The following is a 24,505-nucleotide window of genomic DNA, read 5'->3' on the forward strand; positions in this document are numbered from 1 at the left end:
TCTGGAGAGCGAGGGCCGGTGGAACCGGCCCTCGCTTTTGCGTGACCAGGCCGTGTCGGGTGTGGGACGTGGGACCGGATCCTTGTCAAAGCCCAGGTGTTCGACGACGGGCAGCCCGTCGAACGGATCATCAGCGTGGGCTCCAGCGGCGTGCGGGCCCACCAGCACGCCGCCGGAGCCGGCAAAAAGGGGGATCTGCCGGCGGTATCGCCGTGGCTGCGCAGGACGGTGAAGCGTTGGGCCGCTCCCGAAGCGGGCTGAGCACCACAATCCGTTTGGCGGTCGGCGGGCGCGGCCGGCCGCTCTCGGTGCTGCTTACCGCAGGCCGGGCCGGCGCCAACCCGCAGCTGTTTGCCCTGCTGGACGCGATCGCGCGGTCCGCGACGGCAGACCGGGCCGACCGCGGGAGAGGCCGGACATGCTGTTCGCCGCAAGGCCTACGCCCACGACTGGACCCGGCGCGGGCTACGCGAACGCGGGATCGCGCACACCAGCGCTGAACGAGCCGACCAGATTGGCCGCCGGGCGGCGAAAGGCGGCTCGGGCGGGCGACCGCCGGACTTCGACGGCGGGATCCACCGGCACACAAACGTCGTGGAACGCCGGTTCAAACGGCAGCCCTCTACCCGGCATCGCTACTGCTCATCGCCGCTCTGATCAAGGCTCCGATGATCGGCAGGTAACGGCCGGCGTTGTGCGGCGTGGCGGTGATCGATAGAAGGTGGAGGTCTGCGGTAGGCGGTTTACGACAGACTCGCCGACCGCCTCGAAGCCACCCGTCGCCATCATCAAGCAATGGCGCCCTGGGCCAGGAGCTCCTTCACCCGGGGGAGGACCTGCGTGGCGTACAGCTCGATGGTCGTCATCATGCGCTCGTGAGGCAGTGTGCCGGCCGAGTACTTGAGGTCGAAACGCTGGATGCCGAGCGCCTTCACGGTCGCGGCGATCTTCTGGGCGACGGTCTCCGGCGAGCCGGCGTGCCAGGCGCCGACCTTGATGTCGTTGACGAAGCGGTCGTGGGCGAGCGGCGGCCACCCCCGCTCCCGCCCGATGCGGTTGAGCATGTTGCGCGCGTGCGGCCAGAGCACGTCGATCGCCTCCTCGTCGGTCTCGGCGACGAAGCCCGGGCAGTGCACGGCGACCGGCAGATCTTCCGGCTGGTCGAACTCCTTGAGCGCGCGCCGGTAAAGGTCGACGTAGGGCGCGAACCGGGCCGGCTCGCCGCCGATGATCGCCAGGGTGAGCGGGAAGCCGTACTGCGCGGCCCGGACCACCGATTCGGGGCTGCCGCCGACGCCGATCCAGGTGCGGATGTGGCCGGACTCGGTCTTCGGATAGACCTGCTGGTCGGTCAGCGGCGGCCGGACCGTGCCCGACCACGTCACCGGGCCCTCGGTGAGCAGGTGCGACATGAGGTCGGCCTTCTCGCTGAACAGCTTGTCGTAGTCGGTGAGGTCGAAGCCGAACAGCGGGAACGACTCGGTGAACGAGCCCCGACCGAGGATGATCTCGGCCCGCCCGTTCGAGACCGCGTCGAGGGTGGCGAACCGCTCGAAGACGCGGACCGGGTCGTCCGAGCTGAGGACCGTGACCGCGGTGCCCAGCCGGATCCGCGAGGTGCGGGCGGCGATCGCGCCGAGCACGATCTCGGGCGACGAGACCGCGAAGTCGTCACGATGGTGCTCGCCGAGACCGAACGCGTCGACGCCGAGCCGGTCGGCCAGCACGGCCTGCTCCACGACGTTACGGATCACCTGGGCGTACGGAAGCTTTTTGCCGTCGGAACCGACGGTGACGTCGCCGAACGTATCGAGACCGAATTCCACAGAACCGATCCTAGGGGCCAATTCTACCGGCGGCCTTTCAGCCGCCGGCCGAGCTCCCGTGCGATCTCCTTCTGAGCGTCACGCTCGGCCATGACCTGGCGTTTGTCGTACGAGCGGAGGCCGCGCGCGAGGCCCAGCTCGACCTTGGCCCAGCCGTTGTTGAAATACATCGACAGTGGCACCAGGGTCAGGCCCTTGCCGTCGTCGAGCTGGTGCAGGATCTTGGCGATCTCCAGCCGGTGGAGCAGCAGCTTGCGGGTGCGCCGGGGCACGTGGTTGGTCCAGCTGCCGTAGCCGTACTCCGCGATGTGCAGACCGTAGAGCAGGATCTCGCCCTCGTGCTCCTGGGCGAACGCGTCGACCAGCGACGCCCGGCCCTCGCGCAGCGACTTCACCTCGGTGCCGGCCAGCACGAGGCCGGCCTCCCACGTCTTGAGGATCGCGTAGTCGTGCCGCGCCTTCTTGTTGGAGGCGATGAGTTTCCGGCCCTGTTCCTTCACCACGCTGAAGAACCCTAGGGCACCGGGCGGCGCATCGAGTAGGTGACGCTGCTCAGACGATGCGGTTCGTCCTTGACGTGGACGACGGCCCGGTCGTACGCCTGCCAGCCGGCGGCCCCGGCCCGGTTGAGGTGCTGCAGGTCGTCGAAACGCTCGTCGGTTCCCCAGCGCAGGATGCCGCCCGGGTGATGGAAGGTGGCGGTCCAGTCCATGAACCGGTCGGTGCCGAGTGTCCCCGCCGCGCGGTAGTCCAGCCGCGCGTACTCCCAGTTGGTCACCGTTCGATTATGCCGGGTCGATCTTCGCCTCGCTGTCCGAACCTCCGGTTCGCATTGTTCGCATGCCCGACACAACGGCGTGACACCGACCCTGAGATAACCCTGAGCTCGGGGTATTCAGGGTTGGGCAGCTTTGACGCTCCGGAATACGCTCCGCGCGAATGGACTGTCTCGGGGGGAGACCAAGATGGCTACGGGTGGGATGGCGCGGCTGGTCAGCGGCCGCCGGTCCAAATGGATAGTGCTGGCACTGTGGATCGTCGTGCTGGCGGTGGCGGCACCGATGGCCGGCAAGCTGAGCGGCGTCGAGAAGAACGACAACTCGGCCTGGCTGCCCGGCAACGCCGAGGCGACCAAGGTGTCCGAGCTGCAGAAGCAGTTCCAGCCGGACGACATCGCGCCGGCGCTCATCGTCTACGAGCGCGACGGCGGCATCACCGCGGCCGACCAGGCCAAGGCGGCCGCCGACGCCCAGGCGTTCGCCGGCGTCCCGGGCCTCGCCGGGCAGGTGTCCGGTCCGGCGCCGAGCAAGGACAAAGCGGCCCTGGAGACGCTCGTCCCGATCAAGGTGGACAGCGCCGGCTGGGACAAGATCGTCGACAGCACCGACGCGATCAAGAAGATCACCGGCACCGGCTCGGCCGGACTCAGGGTCTATCTGACTGGCCCGGCCGGCAGCGCCGCCGACTCGGCGAACGCGTTCGACGGCATCGACGGCACCCTGCTCTACACCACGCTCATCGTGGTGGCGCTGATCCTTCTGATCACCTATCGCAGCCCGATCCTCTGGCTGCTGCCCATCATGTCGGCCGGTGTCGCGCTGACCGGCGCGCAGTCCCTCATCTACCTGCTCGCCAAGCACGCCGGCCTGGTGGTCAACGCGCAGAGCGCGGGCATCCTGACCGTCCTCGTCTTCGGCGCCGGCACCGACTACGCGTTGCTGCTGGTCGCCCGCTACCGGGAAGAACTGCGCCGGCACGAGGACCGGCACGAGGCCATGCAGTTCGCCCTGCACCGGGCCGGGCCGGCGATCATCGCCTCGGCGGCGACGGTGGCCGTCGGCATGTCGATCCTGACCCTGGCCGAGGTCAACTCGACCAGCGGACTCGGCCCGGTCGCCGCGCTCGGCATCGTGGTCGGCCTGCTCGTCATGATGACCCTGCTGCCCGCCCTGCTGGTCATCTGCGGCCGCTGGCTCTTCTGGCCGGTGCGGCCGAAGTTCGGCACCCCCGAGCCGACCGCGACCGGCCTCTGGGCCCGGCTCGGCGGCCGGATCGCCCGGCGCCCGCGCACGGTCTGGGTCTCCACCGCGGTTGTCCTCGGCGCGATGGCGCTCGGGTTGCTCCAGCTCAACGCCAACGGCCTCAAGTCCGGCGACACCTTCACCACCAAGCAGCCGGCCGAGATCGGACTGGAGGCGATGGCCCGGCACTTCCCGGCCGGCCAGGGCCAGCCGGTCGCCGTCATCGCCGCCGCGGGCAGCGCCGACCAGGTGCGCCAGGCGCTGGCCGGCACCCCCGGCATCACCTCGGTCGCCGATCCGGTGGTCAGGAACGGGCTGGTCGAGCTGGACGGCACGCTCCAGGCGGCCCCCGACAGCGACGCCGCGCAGGCCGTGGTCAAACAGGTGCGTACGGCGGTGCACGCGATTCCCGGCGCCGACGCCCGGGTCGGCGGCATGACCGCGATGACGATCGACATCAACGACGCCAACCGGCACGACAACCAACTGGTCATCCCGTTGGTGCTGCTGGTCGTGCTGGTCATCCTCGGCCTGCTGCTGCGCTCCGTCGTGGCGCCGCTGCTGCTCATGGTCACGGTGGTGCTGTCGTTCGCGGCCGCCCTCGGGGTGAGCGCGCTGGTCTTCCGGCACCTGTTCCACTTCGGCGGCGAGGACACGTCGTTCCCGCTCTACGTCTTCGTCTTCCTGGTCGCACTCGGCATCGACTACAACATCTTCCTGATGACCCGGGTGCGCGAGGAGTCGCAGAAGCACGGCACCCGGCGGGGCGCGCTCACCGGCCTGGCGGCGACCGGCGGCGTGATCACCTCGGCCGGCATCGTGCTGGCGGGAACGTTCTCGGCGCTCGGCAGCCTGCCGCTGGTCGCGTTCGCCGAGATCGGCTTCGCGGTCGCGTTCGGCGTGCTGCTCGACACCCTGATCGTACGGTCGGTGCTGGTCACCGCCCTCACCCTGGACATCGGCCGGGCGATGTGGTGGCCGAGCAGGCTGGCCCGGGTGCGCGACGAGGAAGAGTCCGCGGAGGTGACCGCGCCGCCGGAAGCGGTGCCCGCCCGATGACTGGCGTTGTCAGCATCTGAACGCAAGCTGTCCTCTGGCCTGGCGCCCCCGCAGAGTCGGGGAAAGATTCCCCAACGGCGAGGGAGCCAGGCCATGAAGGCCGTACGCGTGCACTCCTACGGAAAACGCCCGTCCGTCGACGAGATCCCCGATCCCCGGCTGACCGGGCCGCTCGACGTCCTGGTGCAGGTCGGCGCGGCCGGGCTGTGCCGCACCGACCTGCACATCGTCGAGGGCCAGTGGGCCGACAAGTCCGGGGTGCAGCTCCCGTACGTGATCGGCCACGAGAACGCGGGCTGGGTCCGCGAGGTCGGCAGCGCGGTCACCAACGTGGCGCCGGGCGACGCGGTGATCCTGCACCCGCTGGTCACCTGCGGGCTCTGCCGGCCGTGCCGGGCCGGCGACGACGTGCACTGCGAGAACTCGAAGTTCCCCGGCATCGACACCGACGGCGGCATGGCCGAATACCTGGTCACCAACGCGCGCGCGGTGGTCAAGCTGGCCGACGGGCTGGAGCCGGCGGCGGTCGCGGCCCTCGCCGACGCGGGCTTGACCGCTTACCACGCCGTACGCAAAGCGGTGCCTCTGCTCTATCCGGGCACGACCTGTGTGGTGATCGGTGCGGGCGGCCTCGGCCACATCGGCGTGCAGTGCCTGCTCGCCATGACCGCCACGCGGGTGGTCGTCGTCGACCCCTCGCCGGGGGCCCGCGAACTCGCCACCTCGCTCGGCGCCCACGAGGTGTTCGCCGACACCTCCGAGCTGCACGACAGCGCGCACGTGGTGCTCGACTTCGTCGGCGAGCAGGGTGCCGAGAAGGAGGGCCTGGCGGTCACGCGGCGGGCCGGCAGCTACTTCGTGATCGGCTACGGCGGCTCGATCGACATCCCGACCATCGACCTGATCTCGACCGAGCGCAACATCATCGGCAACCTGGTCGGCTCGTACAACGACCTGGCCGAACTGATGACGCTCGCCGCCCAGGGCAGCGTGAAGCTGCACACCAAAACCTATCCACTGGCCGCCGTGAACGAAGCCATGGACGACCTCGAAGCCGGACGCCTGCAGGGACGCGGAATCCTGGTTCCCTGATGTACAGCAAGGACGGTGTCGACTACTACATCATCGACGGTCACACCCACTTCTGGGACGGTTCGCCGGCCAATCAGATCAACCGCTACGGCGAGGGATTCATCAAGTGCTTCCACGACTACCACTCGAATCTCTCGCCGGACGAATACAAGTGGTCACTCCCGGAATTCGAGCGCTACTCCGAGGAGAAGATGATTCACGACCTGTTCGAGATCGGATATGACGACCTGGCCATTCTCCAGTCGACATATCTGACCGACTGGTTCGTGAACGGCTTCAACACGACCGAGCAGAACGGTTCGCTCGCCGAACGGAATCCCGGCCTCTTCATCGTCAACGGTCGCTTCGACCCGCGCGACGGCGAAGCCGGGCTGGAGAAGCTGGAACGGTTGCACGAGCGGTGGCGGCTGCCCGGGGTCAAGCTCTACACCGCCGAGTGGAAGGGGGATTCGAAGGGCTGGAAACTGAGCGATCCGTGGGCCTACCGCTATCTCGAGAAATGCCTGTCCCTGGGCATCCGGAACATCCACGTGCACAAGGGCCCGACGGTCTACCCGATGAACCGGGACGCCTTCGACGTGGCCGACGTGGACGACGCGGCGACGGCCTTCCCCGACCTGCGCTTCATCGTCGAGCACGTCGGGCTGCCCCGGCTGGAGGACTTCTGCTGGATCGCCACGCAGGAGCCCAACGTCTACGGCGGACTCGCGGTGGCCATGCCGTTCCTGCACAGCCGGCCGCGCTATTTCGCGCAGATCATCGGCGAACTTCTCTACTGGATCGGCGAGGACCGGATCCTCTTCGGCAGCGACTATGCGATCTGGCAGCCGAAATGGATGGTCGAGAAATTCGTCGACTTCCAGATCCCCGACGACATGCAGGGGGAATACGGTGTCCTCACCCCCGACGCGAAGAGGAAGATCCTCGGTCTCAACGCGGCCGGCCTCTACGACATCAAGGTTCCGGCGTGACCCTTCTCTCGGCGGTGACGGCGGCCCTGGGCTCGGTGCGGGATCCCGAACTCGACCGCCCGCTCACCGACCTCGGTTTCGTTTCCCGGATCACCATCAAAACCCCTTCCGGAGTACGCGTCGAGCTCCGCCTGCCCACCTATTTCTGCGCCCCGAACTTCGCCTGGCTCATGGTCGCCGACGCCCGTGACGCCGTGGCGGCGGTTCCCGGCGCGGGGCCGGTCGAGGTGGTTCTGCTGGACCACTTCGTCTCGGCCGAGATCAACGAGGGGGTCGCGGCGGCGTCGTCGTTCGCGGACGCCTTCGCGTCGGACGATGTCGACTCGTCGCTGGCGTCGTTGCGGACGACGTTCGAGCGGAAGGCACATCTGGCCGCCTCCGAACGCCTGTCCCGCTCGCTGCTCGCAGCGGGAGTGCCGGCCGCGTCGTTGCCGGCGCTGTCGTTGGCCGCGGCATCATCGTCGTCACCGGCGGACGCGGCGGCGGTCTCGCAGCGCCGGGAAAGGCTCGGCATCGAGTCGTCGTGGGCCTTCTGCGACGACCGGGGCGACCCGTTCGACGCCGGGCGGCTGCCGCGGTGGCTGCGGTTCGCCCGCACGGTGAGGGTCAGCATCGAGGGCAATGCGGGCTTCTGCCGGGGCCTGCTCGAAACGAGATATCGGACTGTCGTCCCGGACCGGCCCTAGATCAGACGGCCGTTGCGGGCGGCCGTGTTCAGCGCGACCGCCCGGGTGGCTCGCACGGCCCCCAGCCGTACCGCCCGCTCGACCGACCATCGGTCGGCTCGCAGCCGGGCGGTCGGCATCGAGATCGCCACCGCGCCGACGAACCGGCCGGCGGCGTCGGTGACCGGGGCGGCCAGGCAGGTCAGGCCGGCCTGGAACTCGTCGACCTCGATCGCGAGCCCGGTCCCGCGCACCTGGGTGAGCTGGCGGTCGAGCATTGTCCGGTCGGTGACCGTGGCCGGGGTGACCGCCGGGGTGCCGGTGTGGTCCAGCACGATCTCCAGGTCGTCCTGGCCCAGCGTGGCGAGCATCAGCTTGCCGAAGGCGGTGGCGTGTGGGGCCTGATGGAAACCGACGTCGAGGGGGCGGATGCGGGGATGCTCGGGGCACTCGGCCACGTGCGCGACGATCATGTCGGTGTCGCGCAGCGCCGCGTAGTAGGCGGCGGCGCGGGCCTGCTGGTGCAGCACGCCCGCGACCCGTTCCACCTCGGCCGGCACGGCGATCTGGCGGCGGAGCCCGCGCGCCAGATCGTCCACGCGGTGGCCCAGCGCGTACGCCCGCTGGTCGCCCAGATGGACCAGATAACCTCCGGTAACCAAGGTCGTGAGCAGGTGATATGTCGTCGGGAGGGTGAGGCCGAGCGCCTTCGCGACGTCCCGCGCCGCCACCGGGCCGGGAGCGGCGGCGATATGGTCGAGGACCCGCATCGCCCGCTCGACGGACTGCAGAAGTCCCGTTCCCTTGCCGGCCATGACCCCACCCTCCGTCCGCCAAGGTCGGAAACGGAAGCCCACTGACTGATCGCGCGAAAGGTGAGCCAAGATGATCTTCATTACCGCCAAGTTCACGGTCAAGCCCGAGTACGCCGACGACTGGGCCCGCATCAGCGGCCCGTTCACCGAGGCGACCCGCGCCGAAGCGGGCTGCAAGTGGTTCGACTGGTCGCGCAGCCTCGACGACCCCACCGTGTACGTGCTCGTCGAGGCCTTCCGCGACGGTGAGGCGGGCGGCGCCCACGTCGGCTCGGCCCACTTCAAGCAGGCCCAGCAGGATCTTCCGCAATACCTGGTCGCCACCCCGAAGATCATCAGTCAGACCGTCGACCAGGACGACTGGTCCGAGCTGGGCGAGCTGGCGGTCCGGTAACGCGTACGGCCGGTAACGCGTACGGAAGGTGCGGCCGTCGCCGGACGGCCGCACCCGATCGGCGGGGTTTTCAAGGCGTGAAGGACTCGATGCACTTCATGAGCTCGGCCGCCGCCTCCGCCTCGGAGAGCTGGCCCGCGTCGGTCGCGACCTCCAGCATCTCGAGCCGGCTGCGGACGGCCTGCGCCTTGGCGATGCTCTCGTCCAGGTGGTGCGACTTCATGAGTTGCGTGGCGACGGTCGCGGTCAGCGAGCAGACCGCGGCGGCGGCGCACAGCAGTTGCCAGGCCGGTGAGGACAGTCCCAGCGTGGTGGTCAGCCATTCGGCCAGTGGTTTCCCGCCCAGCGCGGGCGCCGCGGTCATCGCCGCCGCGAGTGCGCCGGTGATCAGGGCGAGACGGAGCAGGCGGTCGCGGCGCGCCACCACGGCCGAGAGGTACGCCTCGACCGCCTGGCGTTTGCGCCCGATCGACAGGTAGAGAGTGCCGTCGTGAACTTCGGTGATGGTCATGACTTTTCCGATCCGGCCCGTCCCGTGACGAGTTTGGCTGCTCGGCGTCCCAGGCGGGCGCCATCGATCATGGACTTCCGGAAATGCAGGCCGGCCCGGACGCGGGCGCCGCTGACCTCGTGCCCGGGCTCGGTCAGGCGGCGATAGGTGCGTGTGGTGCCGGTGACCGTGCTGGTCATCGTCAACGGCACCCGGGTGGTGCCGAAATGCGCGGCCAGCGCGGTGGTGACGGCGGTGGTCAAGCTGGCGTGGGCCGACGGATATTCGGGGTGGTTGACCACGAGCAGCGATCTCCACGTCGGATCCGCGGTCGTGGCCGGATTGCCGTCGGTGCCGGCGCGGCCGATCGCGTGCACCGGCCGCCAGAAGAGGAAGTGGTATTTGGCGTCGAAGCAGCCGATCAGGGCGTCGGCGGCCGCGATCTGGACGACACCGAGCATCCGGGCGGCGGCTTCGGTGCCGAGACCGCGGTCCGCGGCCAGCCCGCGGAGGGTGCGGCTCCACTGCGTGTACGGGTTCTCGGCCCAGAACTGCACCGTCTCGGTCTGAGCGGCGCTGCGCCGGGTGGAGTCGATCCGCCCGTACTCGTCGGTCTCCCGCCAGTCCGCGGTGTAGGCGGCGCTGGTCAGCCCGTTCGGTCCGGCCGGGCGGAACTGGCGGGGCGAGGCCATGAGCAGCGGCCGCACGCCGACCAGCTTGACGTCGACCGGGGTGGCCGGCGTGCCGTCCGGGTTGCTGACGACCGGTTCGAAGACGCCCGGCCCCGGCGCCGGCTGCGCCCACGGCACGACGGCGTCGAACCCGTCGTCCGCCCGTCGCCGCAGGATCTCCTCGGCGACGGCGCGGCCGGTGGCGAGGCCACGGCGTACCTCCCGCGTGCCGGGCAGAAGAGCCCGATAGCTTTCGTATGCTTCGGCCAGGACGGTCGCCTGCGCCGGCAGGCGGCCGGCCAGCACCGTGTACGCGGCGGCCGCCACCGCCGCATCGACGTCACCGCCCCGGGCGCTCGGTAAATCTCCCAACAGCGGCCGGAATCGCCTGCCGGCCGCCGCCCCGGCGTCGTGGATCGCGCCGTTGACGATGCCGCCGAACACTCCCGCGCTGCCCGGCGGCCGGCCCGGGGCGATGACCGTCTCGGCGATCCCGCTGAAGTACAGCGCGGCGTTCGGCGGGCGCCCCCCGCTCGACCGGACCGGTGCCGGAAGTACCGCCGCGGCGGCCGTCGCGACCAGTAGATCTCTGCGCTTCATGGTCCTCACTGCCCTTCGAAGAGGTGGACACTCCCAGGAAGTGTTCGACCGATCTCGAAATAGGGGAAGTACGGATTCCGGACCGCCCTCGGTCGGGGGACACTCGCGGCCATGAAGACCTACGGTCAGTACTGCCCGGTGGCCAAGGCGGCCGAAATCCTCGGCGACCGGTGGACTCTGCTCATCGTGCGCGACCTGCTCTTCGGCCCGGTCGGCTTCAACGAGCTGGCGCGCGGCCTGCCCGGCATCTCGCGGAGCGTCCTCAGTGACCGCCTCCGCCATCTGGAACGGCTCGGCCTGACCGAATGGGCCGGCACCGGCTATCAGCTGACCGGACCCGGCCGGCACCTGACCCCGGTGGTCAGGGTGCTCGGTGACTGGGCCGCCCGGTGGATCCTCGAGGACCCCAGCCAGGCCGAACTCGACCCCGACCTGCTCATCCTCTGGATCAGCCGGCACGTCGCCGTGGACGCGCTGCCGCCCCGCAAGGCGGTGGTCGACTTCCGCCTCTCCGGCCCGCGGCCCGGCCGCCTGTGGCTGGTCGTCGAACCGGCCGGCGCCTCGATCTGCCACGCCGACCCCGGCCTCGACCCGGCCACCTACGTCCACGTCGTAGGCGAGGTGGCCGCGCTCTACCGCGTCTACATGGGCCGCCACGACCTCGCCGAGGAGCTCGCCACCGGCGGCCTCGTCCTGGCCGGTGATCCGGAGCTGGTGCGGGCGTTCCCGACCTGGTTCACGTGGAGCAACTTCTCGCCGACCGTCCGGGAGGCGCGCGCCGCCGCTTAGGGCCGGTGGAGCCCCTCGGTGTCGTGTTCGTGGCGGCGGTCCGGGCCGTGGCCGGGCTGGTGCCGCTCGCCACCGTGCTCGTCGGCCGGGCGCGGCCGCCGCACCTGATCGCCGACTCGGCCCGGCAGCCGCGGGAGGCCCGCGGCCGCCCAGCCGCGCCGGCGTCGGGCGGTCAGGAGATGGCGGCCGAGACGGACGGGAACCAGCGGGCGGCGATCTTCTGGTTGCCGGCGTCGTTGGGGTGAACGCCGTCGTAGGTGTCGGTGTCGTCGTCGAAGCCGGTCCACTGGTCGACGACCGTGATCGGGGAGGCGGCGGTGGTCAGGGACTTCGCCCAGGCCGGGATCGCCGCGTTGAAGGCGATGACGCGCTGGCCGCAGTCGGCGCAGTTGCTCGGCTTCATCGGCAGGATCTGGGCGACCAGGATCTTCATGCGGGGGTTCGAGGCCCGCATCTGGCCGACCAGCGTGGTGAAGGCGGCCAGGATCGTGTCGGGGGAGAGGTTGCTCCACACGTCGTTGGTGCCGAAGTGCATCATCACGACGTCCGGGTGGGTGGCGGCGAGCCAGTCGACGAGCAGGTTCTGGTTGGCGACGTTGGTCGCGAGGTAGCCGCCGTGGCCCTCGTTCTCGCCGTCGTACGGGAAGCCACAACCCTGCGGCGGCAGCGTTCCGACGAAGTCGACGCGGGCGGCCGGCAGCATCTGCCACAGCAGCGCCCGCCAGCAGCCCGGCGACCCGGTGATCGAGTCGCCCAGCGCCATGATCTTGACAGGAGCGCCGGCGGGCGGCGCCGATGTCGGGGGAGTGGTCGGAGGCGTGGTCGGAGAGGTGGTCGGAGAGGTGGTCGGAGAGGTGGTCGGAGAGGTAGTGGGCGGAGTGACTGCGCCGGTGCACGCCGTACCGTTGAAGCGGAAGACCGCCGGAGCCGCACCGGACCCGGATCCGTTGAATCCGAAGGAGGCCGTCGCCCCGGTGGCGACGGCGCCGTTCCAGTCGGCGTTGCGCACCGTGACCGTCGCCCCGGCCTGGGTGACCACGCCGTTCCAGAGTTGGCTGACGGTCTGGCCGGACGGGAAGTCGAAGGTCAGCGACCACGACGGCACGGGATCGCCGAGGTTGGTGACCCCGACCGAGGCGCCGAAGCCGCCCGGCCACGAGCTGGTGACCTGATAGGCGATCCGGCAGCCGGTGGCGGCGTGCGCGGGGGTGGCCACGGTCAGGCCGAGGACGCCGAGGGTGAGCGCGGTCAGCGCCATGAGGACTCGTCTCACGGGGAACCCTTCTCGAGGTTGGGAGCGCTCCCATAATGATGTCCTTGAATATAGGCGAGTCACTCCGTGGATCGACACAACTGGAAGGGAATTGGCAGGTCTCCTAAGGTGGGGGTGCGGCCGAACGCACGAAGGGGTGACCCCGATGCTCGAGGTGCTGACTACCGACGACGGCGACCTGGTGATCTGCCCGCACGGCGAGATGGACCCGGATGATTCGGGCGAGCTGAGGCACATGCTGGTGCACGCGGTGCGCCGGATCCGGCCGCCACGTCTGATCCTCGACCTGGGTGACGTCCCGACGCTCGACTCGATCAATGTCGGCACGGTCGCCGCGGCCTGCGAGATGGGCGACGATCACGCGGTCACGGTCTTGGTGCAGAACCCGTCGGCCCGGCTGGCCGGGCAGCTCGCGGCCGCCGGAGTTCCGCGTCAACGCGTACGCGGTGGGGACCAATGAATCGCGATGCTGTCGGCGTGCGCTGACGACGGGCCGGGGGTGTCGGTGGCGGTCGGGACGCGGGCGCGGATCGTGTTGCGGCATGCCGAGGGCCGGGGGGTCACGGCCGACGGTGGATCTGTGGCCGGTCCGGGATGCTGCTGACGGCGCGGCGGCTCAGCTCGCCGCGAGGACGTGTTTAACCCGTCCAGATCGACGCCGGCGGCGAGGTGCGCGTCGCGGACCTTCACGACCAGCGCATCCAAGTACATGATCGGGGATCGTCATCATCCCGCCCGCAAACCACGAGATGATCATCTCGTCGAGGCCGCCGGTGCGGCGGGCTCCTTTCGGGAGCTGCTGTGGGCCTGCTTGAACCCCGCACAAGACGCACAACGGCTACTAACCGGCTTGCTCGACGTCGCTCGTACGTCCGCTACTCGAAGGTCCGGACTTCGCGCGGCGATGGCCAATCCGGTGGTCAATCGTCGCCGACTACCACCACACTGCCAGGACGGTACTCGGCCATGATCGCTGATCTGCGAGGCTGCGACCAGGATGAACGAAGGTCATCTTCCCGTCATTCCCCCTGGTTCCCCGACGGTGACCCGCCTATCTGGCACGGATCTGGCATGCGATCGGGTCAGCGCGCTCCCATAAGGCCGGCGACTCCCCGAATAACCATGAACATCATCCTGAAGCAAAACTTGATCAGCATGAAAGTGATCGACATGATTCCGCTGATCAGTTGGAAGACAAGACCCATGACGCGAAGCCTCACGGTCGGACTCCGTCTACGCCATCCGGACATTGGGCCTTCGGATCTGCCCGACTCGTCAGCGACGAAGGCTATGTGGACAGTCACGCCTGCCTGTCGGATGACCTCTTCCGTGTCAAGGAACGATCATGGGGCTCTATCAGCCCGGCCAGCTGCCGCGATCAGGCAAGAGGGTCGGTCAACGTTCGCGACCGTCCACGGCCGTAGCGCGTGGTTGTCACCCAGTTAGACACCCACCGCGCCCGCTGGACGCGAGATCGTCCCGAGCTTATGGCGAGTCAAGCTCTCTACTGTACGTTGCTAATTGATCGCTGACAGTAGGATGCTTGCATGGTGACGGAACTGGCGACTGGCTTCTTCGCCCTTGGCGGAGTAGCGCTGACTGCCTTGCTTGCGGAAATCCGCGCTAGACGCGAGACGAGAGTTAAAGAGCATATTGAGCTAACGGCACTTAAGCGGAAAACATACAGTACTGCCATTCAACAAGTTGAAATTGTTGCCAGCAAGTTCGCTCAATGGATCGACTGCATACCTGAAGAGGATGCGACGGCGGAGCGGGCGTTCTGGGATGCGTTGACGATCGCATACCAGCTATCCAACGAGATCCGCATTCTCGGAGCCACTCAAGAGCCGGCGGACGCTATGAAACGCATGCTTACGGTGTACCGCAAAGCTATGGCGGGTGAAATCAAAGTACTCCCAAAACCCAAGGAATTGAGGGCGGCAATGGTCGACGAATTCCGTAACGACCTCGGACTTGCAGGGCCGGTCGCGTCTCGGCCTCCGTTGGCCGCACCGAAGATCACGCCACACCCTTCCGAAAGCACCGGAACGTCGACTCCTTGACCCCAGGCAACTTATGATCTTGAATGATCTTGGTCAACATGTCGGCGACCTGCAGACATCGGTCCCCAAACGTCCACAGACGTCCGCCGTGATCACGGGCGATTGTCACTCAGTTAGTCACTGACCCTCATGCCCGATGATCAGGAGCCGTATCTCGTCGCGCTTGGATACGTATCGCCTCGATGATGTCTTGCAGGGTCTTGAGTTCTCCTTCAAGCTGGCCACCTACATCGCGCCTCGCACGAAGCTCCTCCGGCGTGGACTCGGGAAGCGAGACAAAGAGCTTATAGCTCCGAAGCGCTGCCTGAAATGCATCAGGCCATTGAGATAGCGCGTGCCGAAACTCTGGGGTGGCGGCTAACTCTGAGAGCGCATCGAGCCGGCCCTGCTCTCGTTCATCCACGAAGTCGTGATTGAAGGGCCGACGGTCATTGATGGACCGTCTGAGCTCGTCTCTGCTTCGAGCTAGCCAAGACAAGATCTCAAGGTACGCTTCGCGACGTCTTCCTTGTTCTGCAAGATCCGCATCACGTCTGGCCCGACGACTGTCTAGCAGGAACGTGGTCAACAGCGTCGTTGCGGCACCTACAAGCGCACCGATCAGGGCGACCGTTGGAGTTGTCCACCACGGACCTTGACTCACGGCGGAGGCGGCAATTGGCATGTCGACAGACTACAGAGCCAAGAACGACCCCTCGCTTGTAAGTCCTGTGCGACCTGTCCGGCTTCGTCTCCACGAGTCCGTGATCTCGGATTCCCGTCTCGCACCACTGCGGCCGTGATCATCCGGGCCGGTTGCTGTCACGGTTGCTGTCAGCAAAGACAATCTTTCAGGTACTCCCGGACCACCTGGTACTGCCCTGGCGATACCTCTAGCGTTTTTTGATCCGAGTCGGTTCACTGGTGGCTATGGCGGATTGGCTACCTATTGCTGGCACCTTACTTGGTGCAATCGTCGGTTCAACATCGACTCTTTTAGCGCAGCGCTTGGCCTTCAAGCGAGACCGCACGGCCAAGATGACCGACCTAAGGCGAGAGGCCATCACGTGCTTCCTATCGGAATCGCACAAGCACTACAGAGAACTATTCGCACTTCATCAAGAGAATTCGGATGCCAGTTCTCGAGAAACTGCAAACAAGCGAGTGTCTCCGGTTGAGGCGCAAGTAGCCCTCGATAACGTGAGGTTCTTGATCGCCGGGGAGCCAACAGAGAAAGCTGAGAGGTTGTGGCTTCACCTGCGGCAAGCGGCATTTGCGCGAGGCGATGCGAAGTTCCGAAATGAATGGCGCCGAGAATACTGGCGAAATCGGAAAGTGCTGGTCTCATCCGTCCGCATTCTTCTCGGCTCTTAGGCGCGCGTCCTGCATCCTTTTTGCCCTATCGGCTAATCCTATAAGGTAAGAGCTTCTTTCAGCAATAAATCTACCTAAGCCCTTTCTTCTTTCCAGGCGATTAAATCTAGCAAGGAACGGCATAGCTATTGCCAACATGCAGGCAAGAGCAACGATTGTTGCGCGAGAAATAACCTGACTAATAGCCCACTCCCCAAGCGCCCAGTTGAGCAACCAGAGAAAAACGATAAATACTGACAAAGAAGGTCCCGCGATAATCGCTCGACGGGTCTCATCATCAAGATTTTCTCGCAACCAGAGCCGGATCGACCTCCTATCGCGGGGGGTAGCCTGTAGGCGTTGGCCTACGCAACGGAGTCTCTTGAGCCGAGGGATAGAGCCTTCTACCTGATCCAAATAAACAAACGGATCATGCATGACTTTCTCCACTTGACTTAAATATGTCAGTACTTTCCGGTCTGGATCATCAACACGCAAAGGATTAAGTGCCATAATGCATCCTAGATAGATGACCAGGGCCACCCCGCCAACAATAATGTACACCCCAGTCGATATATCGCTTCCGCCGGTTGCGATGTTAACGCCAACTCCACTAACAATGCCGATCAAAGCCGAGGCTAGCGGCAGAGTCACAAGAGAGCGCAAGTCCGTGGGCGGAACCGAACGATATGCATTGATAAGATCTAGACGACGGCGAATCAGTACGGCCTCGACAAGCTCCTTTACAAAAACGAGGAGCAGCATCGCCAGAGCGAGATTTCCCAATAATCCCAGTACTTCCAGGACGAAACGCAAAGGCTGAAGTCCCACAACAAGCAAGGTAGCGACCCAGGGCAAGCTAGCCCGACCGCTCGATTCGTTGGTTGATCCAAAAGCCTTACTATCAAGGTCTTCGATGCGGGACCATGTTCACACTGCGACGTCAAGCCAGTCTTGACAGCAGCGCGCGCCGAGTCGGTGACGGGTACGGCGGCGTGCGCACATTGCGGGCAGGCCGTCAGGGCTGACCGCTACCCCTGATCGCAAAGGGTCGCAGAGGCTCCGCTGCTCAAGGGCGTCCGCGCAAGCGCCCTTGACGGCGGAGGGGCGGCCCGGACACACGGCGCGCCACCGCGAACGGAACCGACGACCGCAACCCGCGCCACGGTCCGGCGCGGCAGTTCGGCCGCGTCGACTAGGCCCTCCCGGTCAGCAGCCGGCCAAATCCATCCCCCACCCCAAACCCCGCTACTCCTGTCGTCGCCGCGGCCCGGCCTCCGCTCTCTTGCGCGCCAGCCGACGGGCTGCTTGCGTGTCTCGGGCCAGAGCGCCAGCGGCGGCACGGGCACGCGCCCTGGCGGCGGCGTGAGCGGCCCGTTTCGGGCCGCCTTGAAGACGTACAGAAAGTTTGAACAGGTACCGGTGGCTGACCTGTTTGACTCCGCTTGATGCGTTACACCGTGGCTTCACTTGATGCGTGACACTCCGCCGAATGCTGGTGGACTTGACCATGACAGAGCAGCGGTATCGGGCCGTGCTCGAAGTGGAGGCCGGGGTGCCGGTGACCGAGGTGGCCGAGCGGTTCGGGGTGTCCCGGCAAGCGGTGCACCGCTGGATCAGCTGGTATCGCGATGAGGGCCTGGACGGGCTGCAGGATCGTTCGCATCGGCCTAATGCTCATCCGGCGCAGACCAGCCCTGAGGTGGAGGCTGCGATCTGCGAGCTGCGCCGGACTCATCCTCGGTGGGCTCAGCGGCGGATTGAGTTCGAGCTGGGCCGTAACGGCTGACCCGGGCCGATCCCGTCGGCCAGCACGATCTATCGGGTAATGGTCCGCCATGGCTTGGTCTCTGCCGCCCGCGCCGTCGACGCAGGCAGGACTACCGGCGCCGGCAGCGAGAGGTGCCGATGGAGTTGTGGCAGCTCGACATCGTCGACGGCATCCGGCTGGCCGACGGCTCAGAAACCAAGATTGTCACCGGGGTCGACGACCACTCCCGGTACTGCGTCATTGCCACCGTGGTCCGCCGAGCCACCGGCCGGGCCGTGTGTGCCGCGTTCGCGGACGCGCTGGGCGCGTACGGGATTCCGGACGAGGTCCTCACCGACAACGGCAAGCAGTTCACCGGCCGGTTCACCAAGCCCCGCCCGGCCGAGGTCATGTTCGAGCGGATCTGCCGGGAGAACGGCATCGTCGCCCGCAACACCAAACCACGGTCGCCGACCACGACCGGGAAGGTGGAGCGGTTCATCAGACGCTGCAACGCGAGTTGCTCGACCACGTGCAGGTGTAGCCGGACCTGCCGGCCGCCCAAGCCGCGATCGACGCGTTCCGGCACGATTACAACACCAACAGGCCGCACCAGTCGCTGAACATGGCGTTCCCGGCCGACCGGTTCATCCCCCGCATCGCCGGCGAAGTGGTCCCGCTGCGGCTACCCGCCGTGCCGCCAGCAGCCGCCCCGGCACGTCTGCCGGTACTCGTTTCCAGGGCTGCTCGGGAATCATCACCTGATGACGTTGACCCGATCGATCTGGCCGTGGAGTTCACCCGGGTGGTGCCCTCGTCGGGGAATCTGACCGTGGGTGGCCAGCAGTTCTGGCTCGGGCCGGACCGCGCCGGTGGCAGGGTCACGTTCTGGGCCGAGACCACCGTGGTGCACCTGCTGGTCAACGGGGTTCGGCTCAAGACTGTGCCGTCCCGGCTCACCACCACGCAACTGCGACGGCTGCTGGGCGACGGCGGCCGCCCCGCCGGTCCGCCACCCCTGCGCACCGACGACACCCGGCCGGGCATGGCCGTCGAGGTCGACCGGACCGTCAACGCCGTGGGCGCCGTCGACCTGGCCGGACGGCAACATCCGGTCGGCTACCACTTCGCCGGCCGCCGCGTCACCGTGCGCCTCGACCACGGCCTGCTCCAACTCGTCCAGGACGGCGTTCTGCTGCGCAGCCTGCCCAACCCGCTCACCTCGGACGACCTGGCCCGCCTCCGCGACGCCCGGCCCGCCAGCCCGCCGCCCCGAACCCCTGCCGACCCGGTGCGGGTGGAACGGCGGATCAGCGTCCGCGGTGCTCTGACCGTCGCCGGGCAACGCATCCAGGTCGGCATGGTCCACGCCGGGCGCACCGTCACCGTCGAGACTGCCGACACCACCTGGCGGGTCTACCACGGCGACGAACTGCTCACCGAAGTCGCTCGCACTACTCCCAAGGCCATCGCTAGGTTCAAGGTCCGCAAGCCCGAACCACCACGGCGGAGACCGGGCCGCCTCGACAACTAGGACCCGAGGCGCACATGGCCAAGTATCGATGGCGAACGAGACTACGGGTCATCCTGCCGTTCTGGTGCATGGCACTGGTCCCGAAAGGCAGGCAGGACTGCGGTGAGCACGAGTGGTACCGCTCCAACGAAATGCGCTACCGCTGTTACCACTGCACCGCCGTCACGAGCCACCCGCCAACCACGCGCTAACCGGCCAGCACGCGGCAACTCCGACCGCAGGACTAACATCGCCCAGACGAGATCGTCTAGCCGGAGCTGTCACGGATCACCTCACCCGGATCCGTAACGGATCAACTGGAGCCAGACATCCCGGCGGCCGACATTGGCGGAGCCCGACATCGTCGGCGGCGGACATCGTCGATGGCCGACACTCGGCGGCCGGCCCGCCGCACCTGGGCTACTGACGGAGCCTTCTCCACGGGGCCGCGTCGCTATGGTCCGTCAGCGCATGACTCGGAACCGCGAGGACGCGACCGTGGTCCCGGTGGAGATGACGACCTGAGCCATCCGAGTGATCTGGCACAGGTCTGGCAGAAAGAAAACGCCCGGACCTGCGGTCCGGGCGTTTTGCATGAGTGGACCAGCCGGGGCTCGAACGAACCGGCCCGATCGCGGGGCACCGCCAGATCGACGCCGCCGACCTCGGTCGCGACCGTCTTCGGGCTGTGACCGTTGCGCGAGTTCGGGCTGCCCCGCCCGGCCGGATCGCCTTTCTCATAGCCCGGATGCCCGCTCGACTCGGCCGCCGAGCCCCGCTCCAGGACCGTCTTGACCAACACCGGCAGCACCCCGGCGTCGACACGGCCCATCAGGTCATCCAGGAGACCGGCCGAGATCATGTCGTTGACCGTCTGCCGCGCCGGTGACAACTCGTCGCCGGCCGACCGCCGCGCGAGCAGGTTCCCGCAGATGTCCGGTCACAGGTCCTGGCGCTGACCCGCACGAGGCCGCCGGTCATCGTCCGGACCATCCGGGACTACATCGCCTCCTGGAACACCGGCCCGCGACCGTTCCCATGGACCCCGGGCATCGACGAGATCCTCGCCAGGGGTGCGCGGGCCGACCGTCGACTGAGGACACCGCGTTCGCCCGTGCGGGTTAGGCCGCGCGGTCATCTCCGTGTGCCCGATGGTCCGTGGCAGTCCGGTTTCCGAGCCGGAAGGGTTGCCGGTGGCGGGACGCCGACCCCCGCCGGTCCGGTGCGGGTCGGCGGGGTGTGACGGCCTCGCCGGCCGGTGCGGGGCTGACGACGACCCTGGAGCTGCCTGATGAACCGGGAACAGGCGATCGACCATGTTCTGGTCAACCGGCGGCAGCGCGCGGAGGAGCTGGGGGCGCTCGACGAGACCGTGCTCGAGCTGCGCGACGCCCTGGCCGGTCTGGAGGCCGCCCAGTCGGAGCTGCGGGCCCGCGCCGACGACGAGACCGCCGTGCCGCTCGGGCAGATCGCGGGCGCGACCGCGGAGCTGCTGCGGCGGATCGAGACCACCCGGGTCGGCATCGGGCGTACGGTGGCGCGCTTCCGCCGCCCCTATCTGACCGTCGGCGCGGTGGGGCGCAGTGGCCAGGGCAAGAGCCGCTTCCTGCAGGGCCTGACCGGCCTGACCGACCAGGAGATCCCGGCCGCCCGGGGCGGATTCATGACCGGCGTGCCGAGCATGATCCGGCACCGGCCCGGTCCGGGGGCGGCCGAGGTCGAGCTGCACGACGAGCGGTCCTTCCTGGACGACGTCATCGCGCCGTACTACGCGGGGCTCGGCCTGGGCGCGCCGCCGGCGACGGTGGACGCGTTCGGGCGGGCGCCGCTGCCGGCCCTGCCCGACGGCTCCGACAACCGGGTGGTCCACGCGTACGAGCACCTGCGCAGCTATCACCAGCACCTGGACGCCTATGTCGGGCTGCTGCGGAGCCCGGCCCGGGTGGTGCCGATCCAGCCGGCCGAGATCCTGAGCTACGTGGCCCAGCACGACCCGGCCGGCGCGGCCATCCACAACTTCCGGGCCGTACGCCGGGTGCGGATCACCGCCGAGTTCCCGCAGCACGACCTGGGCCGTCTCGCGGTGATCGACCTGCCCGGCCTCGGGGACACCAACCTGCACGACGAGCTGGTGCTGCGGAACGCGCTCGACGGCGAGGTCGACACCGTGCTGTTCGTCCGGCGCCCGGACGCCATCCGGGAGGGCGTGTACGACTACGACGTCGCGCTCTACGACGTCGCCCGCAGCGCGCTGCCCGAGCTGCCCCTCGACCGCTGGTCGTTCTTCCTGCTCAACCGGGTCCGGGGCGAGCACGAGGACAACGAGGGCGGGATCAGGGAGTTCACCGCCGCGCTGGGCCGCTCGCACCTGAGGGTGATCGACACCGTGGTGGCCGACTGCACGGACGCCGGAGAGGTCGCGGCGGCGTTCGAGGTCGTCGCCAACCAGTCCGTGCGGAGCATCGACCAGCTCGACCGGGCGCTGCTGGAGCGTCGTCGGCAGGACGTCGCCGCGGTGCGGGCCGAGGCGGCCGTGCTGGTCGCCGAGGCACGGAAGATCACCAGCCGGGCGGTGCCGAGCGGGGCCTGGTTCCCGCGCTTCCAGGAGCTGTTCACCCAGATCTACAAATACCTGGCCCGCGCGCTCGACGAGCTGGTCGAGGAGCTGCGCGAGCGTACGACCGAGAGCGACCGCAGTCTGGAGCGGGAGATCAACGCCGCGATCGAGCATGCCCGGGCCTCGGTCTCCGTCCCGGAGATCGACGAGATCAAGACCCGGCGGGCGGTCGAGGGCGGTTTCGCGGCGGCGCTGAGCAAGCTCGCCGACGAGATGCGCACTCAGGTGTCGCTGCGGTTCCTCGAGCTCGACCGGACGCTGCGCGACGTGGTGACGGCGATGCACGACGACGTGGCCGAGGTGCTGATCGACGCGGGCGGCCTGGGCGTGCTCGGCCCGGAGAAGGGCCGCGACTTCCTGCTCCGGCTCGCCGAGCGGATCCCGCAGGACGGCAGCGCCGGGGAGATCCAGCTGGCGCTGGCGTTCCTCACCGATTTCCGGCTCAGCTACCGCGGCATGATTCAGCACCGGGTGCGCCGGGCGCTGGAGAAGCTCACTCCGGACACCTTCGGCGCGCCGGCCGGCGGCGTCACCGAGGTCCGCTATCTGCTCGAGGAACTGCTGAGCGAGACCCTGTACGACATCCAGACCGAACTGTCCAAGATGGTCTACGAGCCGAGCGAGGCGGTGTTCGCGGTCGCCGAGGAGTTCCGGGACCGGGTGCTGCGCTCGGAGACCGCGCAGAACGAGTGGCGCACCACCTACGAGTCGCTGCGCAGCGAGGTCTGCTCCGACGAGTTCACGGCGCTGGCCGAGAACACGGCCCTGCTCACCCGGTGGAACACCGCGGTGCGGCGGGTCGCCGACGCCACCGGCGACAAGGAAGACGCCACCGGCGACAGGGAAGACGCCACCGGCAACCAGGGAACGGTGATCTGAGTGTTCATCCGGGACGAGACCCTGGGCCGGGTCATGGACATCACCATGCTCGGGCCCCGCGGGGTGGGCAAGACGTCGCTGCTGGTCTCGCTCTACGACCAGTTCCAGGGGGTGGCCGGCAGCGGCGGGCTGGTGATGACCGCCTCCGACGCGACGACGCGAGCCGAGTTGCAGAGCTACCGGGAGAGCCTGCGCCGCTTCGCCATGGGCGTCACCCGCGACCCGGGCATCGGCGGCAACGCCCGGGTCCGCAGCCATCTGTTCGGACTGGGCACCGCCGGCCGCGCCAAGCCGCAGATGACGCTGCGGTTCACCGACATCCCGGGTGGTCTGCTCACGCAGACGACGCCGGACGCCGAGACGGCCATCCTCGACCGGGCGCTCAAGGACAGCGGGGTCATCTTCCTCGCCGTCGACAGCCCGTCGCTGATGGAGCGCAACGGCCAGTACAACGAGGAGACCAACAAGCCCGAGCTGGTGACCGACTTCGTACGGGACGCCCTGGCCATCGGCGGGAACCGGCTGGTCGTCCTGGTCCCGCTCAAGTGCGAGAAGTACGTGGCGTCGGCCGGCGGCACACGCGAGCTGGCCGCGGCGGTGCGGGAGAGCTACCAGCAGCTGATCAAGACGGTCGGGCAGGCCCTGATGCCGAGCGCGGCCGTGCTGACTGTGGTGCAGACGGTCGGATCGATGCGGTTCTCCCGCTTCGAACCCGATGCCGACAACGCCGGTCAGACCCGTGAGGTGTTCCGGCTGTCCCGGCTCGGCGCGCGGTATTCGCCTCAGGACACCGACCAGCCGCTGCGCTGGATGCTGCGCTTCGCGGTGAACGCGTACAAGAATCGCGGCAAGACGGTGGGCGAGCGGATCGGCGACTGGTGGACCGATGCCGACGTCCCGCTCAACCAGGCGCTGCGGACGTTCGGGGCGGACTGCAAGCTGGAGGACGGCTTCGAGGTCCTGGTCAACCACGCCTATCTGGGGCTGCCGTCATGACCGGCGGCCCGCAGTGGTTCCTGCAGACCGCCGGCGTGGGCAAGGACGAGGACTACCGGTGGCTGCCGCTGCGCGCCGGTGACGACGCGGCGGTGCCGCAGACCGTCGTCTACCAGCCGCTGGGCCGTCATCTCGTGGCCGAACTGGTCTCCGAGCAGACGCCGACGATCATGCTGTGGCGCCGCGGGGACCGGTCCTTCGTGTTCTACGCCGACGGCATGCTCCATCCGGACGCCCCGCCCCGGGGCGACTATCAGGGCCGGGCCATCCGGGCCGGCCTGATGGGCATCGCACCGGCCGACATCGACCCGGCGCCGCTGCTCGACGCGGCCGTGGCGGCCCTCGCCGACGACCTGGTCGCCTCGCTCCCGGTGCGCTGGGTGGCGTCGTCGCCGGTGGTGGGTGCGGGCGCCGACCGGTGGTCGCCGGTGCGGCCGCGGGTGACCGCCGGGAGCACCGGGCTGCCGGCCGATCCCGGGGCGAGCCACGGCCTGCCCTGGGACCGGCGGGCGGCGGTGGCCCGCGAGCTCGCCGAGCTGCCGGAACCGGGCCTGCGCTCGTTTCCCGCCGACCGCGTCCTGCTGATCGCCACCCGGTTGCTGAGCGCCGCCCAGCTGGCCGAGCTGCGGCCGTGGCGCGCCCTCAGCCCGGGCCTGAGCCATCCGCGCGAGTTCAAGGAGGACAAAAGG

At 68.2% G+C, this 24,505-nt stretch carries 20 protein-coding genes and 3 pseudogenes; 13 read left to right on the top strand and 10 right to left on the bottom strand.

Going from position 1 to position 24,505, the window contains the following annotated elements; genetic code table 11:
- Window positions 1–63: 63 nt before the first annotated feature.
- Window positions 64–683 (top strand): annotated as a pseudogene (locus AB0M88_RS33300) (IS5/IS1182 family transposase); the annotation flags it as partial.
- Window positions 684–788: 105 nt separating this feature from the next.
- On the opposite strand, the gene AB0M88_RS33305 reads toward AB0M88_RS33300, so the two are convergent.
- The 3 genes from AB0M88_RS33305 to AB0M88_RS33315 are packed head-to-tail and all read right to left on the bottom strand — an operon-like array spanning window position 789 to window position 2,604.
- A complete protein-coding gene (locus AB0M88_RS33305) occupies window positions 789–1,835 on the bottom strand; it encodes an LLM class flavin-dependent oxidoreductase (RefSeq protein ID WP_364109539.1) in 1,047 nt (348 codons plus the stop codon).
- A gap of 14 nt (window positions 1,836–1,849) precedes the next feature.
- Window positions 1,850–2,329: an SsrA-binding protein SmpB gene (smpB, locus tag AB0M88_RS33310; protein ID WP_364109480.1), complete on the bottom strand. Its 480-nt coding sequence runs from the start codon at window positions 2,327–2,329 to the stop codon at window positions 1,850–1,852.
- An 11-nt stretch (window positions 2,330–2,340) separates the two neighbouring features.
- Window positions 2,341–2,604: a hypothetical protein gene (locus AB0M88_RS33315; protein WP_364109482.1), complete on the bottom strand. Its 264-nt coding sequence runs from the start codon at window positions 2,602–2,604 to the stop codon at window positions 2,341–2,343.
- Between the two features lie 202 nt (window positions 2,605–2,806).
- Between AB0M88_RS33315 and AB0M88_RS33320 the strand changes: the two genes are divergently transcribed.
- The 4 genes from AB0M88_RS33320 to AB0M88_RS33335 all read left to right on the top strand — a co-directional run bounded on the left by AB0M88_RS33320 (window position 2,807) and on the right by AB0M88_RS33335 (window position 7,655).
- Window positions 2,807–4,906 (top strand): MMPL family transporter, encoded by a 2,100-nt coding sequence (locus AB0M88_RS33320; protein ID WP_364109541.1) that lies wholly within the window; start codon window positions 2,807–2,809, stop codon window positions 4,904–4,906.
- A gap of 93 nt (window positions 4,907–4,999) precedes the next feature.
- Entirely contained in the window at window positions 5,000–5,998 is a 999-nt protein-coding gene (locus AB0M88_RS33325; RefSeq protein WP_364109484.1) for an NAD(P)-dependent alcohol dehydrogenase, read from the top strand.
- The gene (locus tag AB0M88_RS33330; RefSeq protein ID WP_364109486.1) at window positions 5,998–6,969 is read left to right on the top strand and encodes an amidohydrolase family protein; all 972 of its coding nucleotides are present in this window, start codon (window positions 5,998–6,000) and stop codon (window positions 6,967–6,969) included. The genes AB0M88_RS33325 and AB0M88_RS33330 overlap by 1 nt, the downstream gene beginning before the upstream one ends.
- Entirely contained in the window at window positions 6,966–7,655 is a 690-nt protein-coding gene (locus AB0M88_RS33335) for an iron-sulfur cluster assembly protein (protein ID WP_364109488.1), read from the top strand. The genes AB0M88_RS33330 and AB0M88_RS33335 overlap by 4 nt, the downstream gene beginning before the upstream one ends.
- Here AB0M88_RS33335 and AB0M88_RS33340 read toward each other — a convergent pair.
- Complete coding sequence (locus AB0M88_RS33340; RefSeq protein ID WP_364109490.1) at window positions 7,652–8,449, bottom strand: IclR family transcriptional regulator; 798 nt, start codon at window positions 8,447–8,449, stop codon at window positions 7,652–7,654. The genes AB0M88_RS33335 and AB0M88_RS33340 overlap by 4 nt on opposite strands.
- 70 nt (window positions 8,450–8,519) lie before the next feature.
- Between AB0M88_RS33340 and AB0M88_RS33345 the strand changes: the two genes are divergently transcribed.
- Window positions 8,520–8,843, top strand: a complete 324-nt coding sequence (locus AB0M88_RS33345) for a putative quinol monooxygenase (RefSeq protein WP_364109492.1) — start codon at window positions 8,520–8,522, stop codon at window positions 8,841–8,843.
- Window positions 8,844–8,913: 70 nt separating this feature from the next.
- Here the strand turns inward: AB0M88_RS33345 and AB0M88_RS33350 are convergent, their stop codons facing one another.
- Entirely contained in the window at window positions 8,914–9,354 is a 441-nt protein-coding gene (locus AB0M88_RS33350) for a hypothetical protein (RefSeq protein WP_364109494.1), read from the bottom strand.
- On the bottom strand, window positions 9,351–10,604 hold the full coding sequence (locus AB0M88_RS33355) for a vanadium-dependent haloperoxidase (RefSeq protein WP_364109496.1): 1,254 nt from the start codon (window positions 10,602–10,604) through the stop codon (window positions 9,351–9,353). Before AB0M88_RS33355 ends, AB0M88_RS33350 begins: the two co-directional genes overlap by 4 nt.
- Window positions 10,605–10,715: 111 nt before the next feature.
- On the opposite strand from AB0M88_RS33355, the gene AB0M88_RS33360 reads away from it, so the two are divergent.
- Complete coding sequence (locus AB0M88_RS33360) at window positions 10,716–11,393, top strand: helix-turn-helix domain-containing protein (protein ID WP_364109498.1); 678 nt, start codon at window positions 10,716–10,718, stop codon at window positions 11,391–11,393.
- A gap of 5 nt (window positions 11,394–11,398) precedes the next feature.
- A complete protein-coding gene (locus tag AB0M88_RS33365) occupies window positions 11,399–11,638 on the top strand; it encodes a hypothetical protein (RefSeq protein WP_364109501.1) in 240 nt (79 codons plus the stop codon).
- Here AB0M88_RS33365 and AB0M88_RS33370 read toward each other — a convergent pair.
- Window positions 11,566–12,666, bottom strand: coding sequence for a cellulose binding domain-containing protein (locus AB0M88_RS33370; protein WP_364109503.1), 1,101 nt, complete (start codon window positions 12,664–12,666; stop codon window positions 11,566–11,568). The genes AB0M88_RS33365 and AB0M88_RS33370 overlap by 73 nt on opposite strands.
- Before the next feature lie 145 nt (window positions 12,667–12,811).
- Here AB0M88_RS33370 and AB0M88_RS33375 point away from each other — a divergent pair, with 145 nt between their 5' ends.
- Both AB0M88_RS33375 and AB0M88_RS33380 read left to right on the top strand, forming a co-directional pair.
- Complete coding sequence (locus AB0M88_RS33375; RefSeq protein WP_364109505.1) at window positions 12,812–13,126, top strand: STAS domain-containing protein; 315 nt, start codon at window positions 12,812–12,814, stop codon at window positions 13,124–13,126.
- 1,087 nt (window positions 13,127–14,213) lie between these two features.
- Window positions 14,214–14,729 (top strand): hypothetical protein, encoded by a 516-nt coding sequence (locus AB0M88_RS33380; RefSeq protein WP_364109507.1) that lies wholly within the window; start codon window positions 14,214–14,216, stop codon window positions 14,727–14,729.
- Between the two features lie 127 nt (window positions 14,730–14,856).
- On the opposite strand, the gene AB0M88_RS33385 is transcribed toward AB0M88_RS33380, so the two are convergent.
- Both AB0M88_RS33385 and AB0M88_RS33390 read right to left on the bottom strand, forming a co-directional pair.
- Complete coding sequence (locus tag AB0M88_RS33385; protein ID WP_364109509.1) at window positions 14,857–15,393, bottom strand: hypothetical protein; 537 nt, start codon at window positions 15,391–15,393, stop codon at window positions 14,857–14,859.
- Window positions 15,394–16,052: 659 nt separating this feature from the next.
- On the bottom strand, window positions 16,053–16,892 hold the full coding sequence (locus tag AB0M88_RS33390; protein ID WP_364109511.1) for a hypothetical protein: 840 nt from the start codon (window positions 16,890–16,892) through the stop codon (window positions 16,053–16,055).
- Window positions 16,893–17,565: 673 nt separating this feature from the next.
- Between AB0M88_RS33390 and AB0M88_RS33395 the strand changes: the two are divergent.
- A pseudogene (locus AB0M88_RS33395) lies at window positions 17,566–19,345 on the top strand (IS481 family transposase).
- Window positions 19,346–19,925: 580 nt separating this feature from the next.
- On the opposite strand, the pseudogene AB0M88_RS33400 reads toward AB0M88_RS33395, so the two are convergent.
- Window positions 19,926–20,246 (bottom strand): annotated as a pseudogene (locus AB0M88_RS33400) (transposase); the annotation flags it as partial.
- Window positions 20,247–20,615: 369 nt separating this feature from the next.
- Between AB0M88_RS33400 and AB0M88_RS33405 the strand changes: the two are divergent.
- Window positions 20,616–22,820 carry a hypothetical protein gene (locus tag AB0M88_RS33405; protein WP_364109513.1) on the top strand — a complete coding sequence of 735 codons (2,205 nt, stop codon included), beginning with the start codon at window positions 20,616–20,618 and terminating at the stop codon, window positions 22,818–22,820.
- Window positions 22,821–23,816, top strand: coding sequence for a hypothetical protein (locus tag AB0M88_RS33410; protein WP_364109515.1), 996 nt, complete (start codon window positions 22,821–22,823; stop codon window positions 23,814–23,816).
- Window positions 23,817–24,505 lie beyond the last annotated feature (689 nt).

Source organism: Actinoplanes sp. NPDC051411 (assembly GCF_040682075.1).
Lineage (GTDB): Bacteria > Actinomycetota > Actinomycetes > Mycobacteriales > Micromonosporaceae > Actinoplanes.

Excerpts from the sequence above, each read along its gene's own strand:
- AB0M88_RS33360 (WP_364109498.1), top strand. The coding sequence starts at position 10,716 with ATGAAGACCTACGGTCAGTACTGCCCGGTGGCCAAGGCGGCCGAAATC.
- AB0M88_RS33340 (WP_364109490.1), bottom strand. The coding sequence starts at position 8,449 with ATGGCCGGCAAGGGAACGGGACTTCTGCAGTCCGTCGAGCGGGCGATG.
- AB0M88_RS33330 (WP_364109486.1), top strand. The coding sequence starts at position 5,998 with ATGTACAGCAAGGACGGTGTCGACTACTACATCATCGACGGTCACACC.
- AB0M88_RS33325 (WP_364109484.1), top strand. The coding sequence starts at position 5,000 with ATGAAGGCCGTACGCGTGCACTCCTACGGAAAACGCCCGTCCGTCGAC.
- AB0M88_RS33355 (WP_364109496.1), bottom strand. The coding sequence starts at position 10,604 with ATGAAGCGCAGAGATCTACTGGTCGCGACGGCCGCCGCGGCGGTACTT.
- AB0M88_RS33320 (WP_364109541.1), top strand. The coding sequence starts at position 2,807 with ATGGCGCGGCTGGTCAGCGGCCGCCGGTCCAAATGGATAGTGCTGGCA.
- AB0M88_RS33385 (WP_364109509.1), bottom strand. The coding sequence starts at position 15,393 with ATGCCAATTGCCGCCTCCGCCGTGAGTCAAGGTCCGTGGTGGACAACT.
- AB0M88_RS33350 (WP_364109494.1), bottom strand. The coding sequence starts at position 9,354 with ATGACCATCACCGAAGTTCACGACGGCACTCTCTACCTGTCGATCGGG.
- AB0M88_RS33380 (WP_364109507.1), top strand. The coding sequence starts at position 14,214 with ATGGTGACGGAACTGGCGACTGGCTTCTTCGCCCTTGGCGGAGTAGCG.
- AB0M88_RS33345 (WP_364109492.1), top strand. The coding sequence starts at position 8,520 with ATGATCTTCATTACCGCCAAGTTCACGGTCAAGCCCGAGTACGCCGAC.
- AB0M88_RS33405 (WP_364109513.1), top strand. The coding sequence starts at position 20,616 with ATGAACCGGGAACAGGCGATCGACCATGTTCTGGTCAACCGGCGGCAG.
- AB0M88_RS33375 (WP_364109505.1), top strand. The coding sequence starts at position 12,812 with ATGCTCGAGGTGCTGACTACCGACGACGGCGACCTGGTGATCTGCCCG.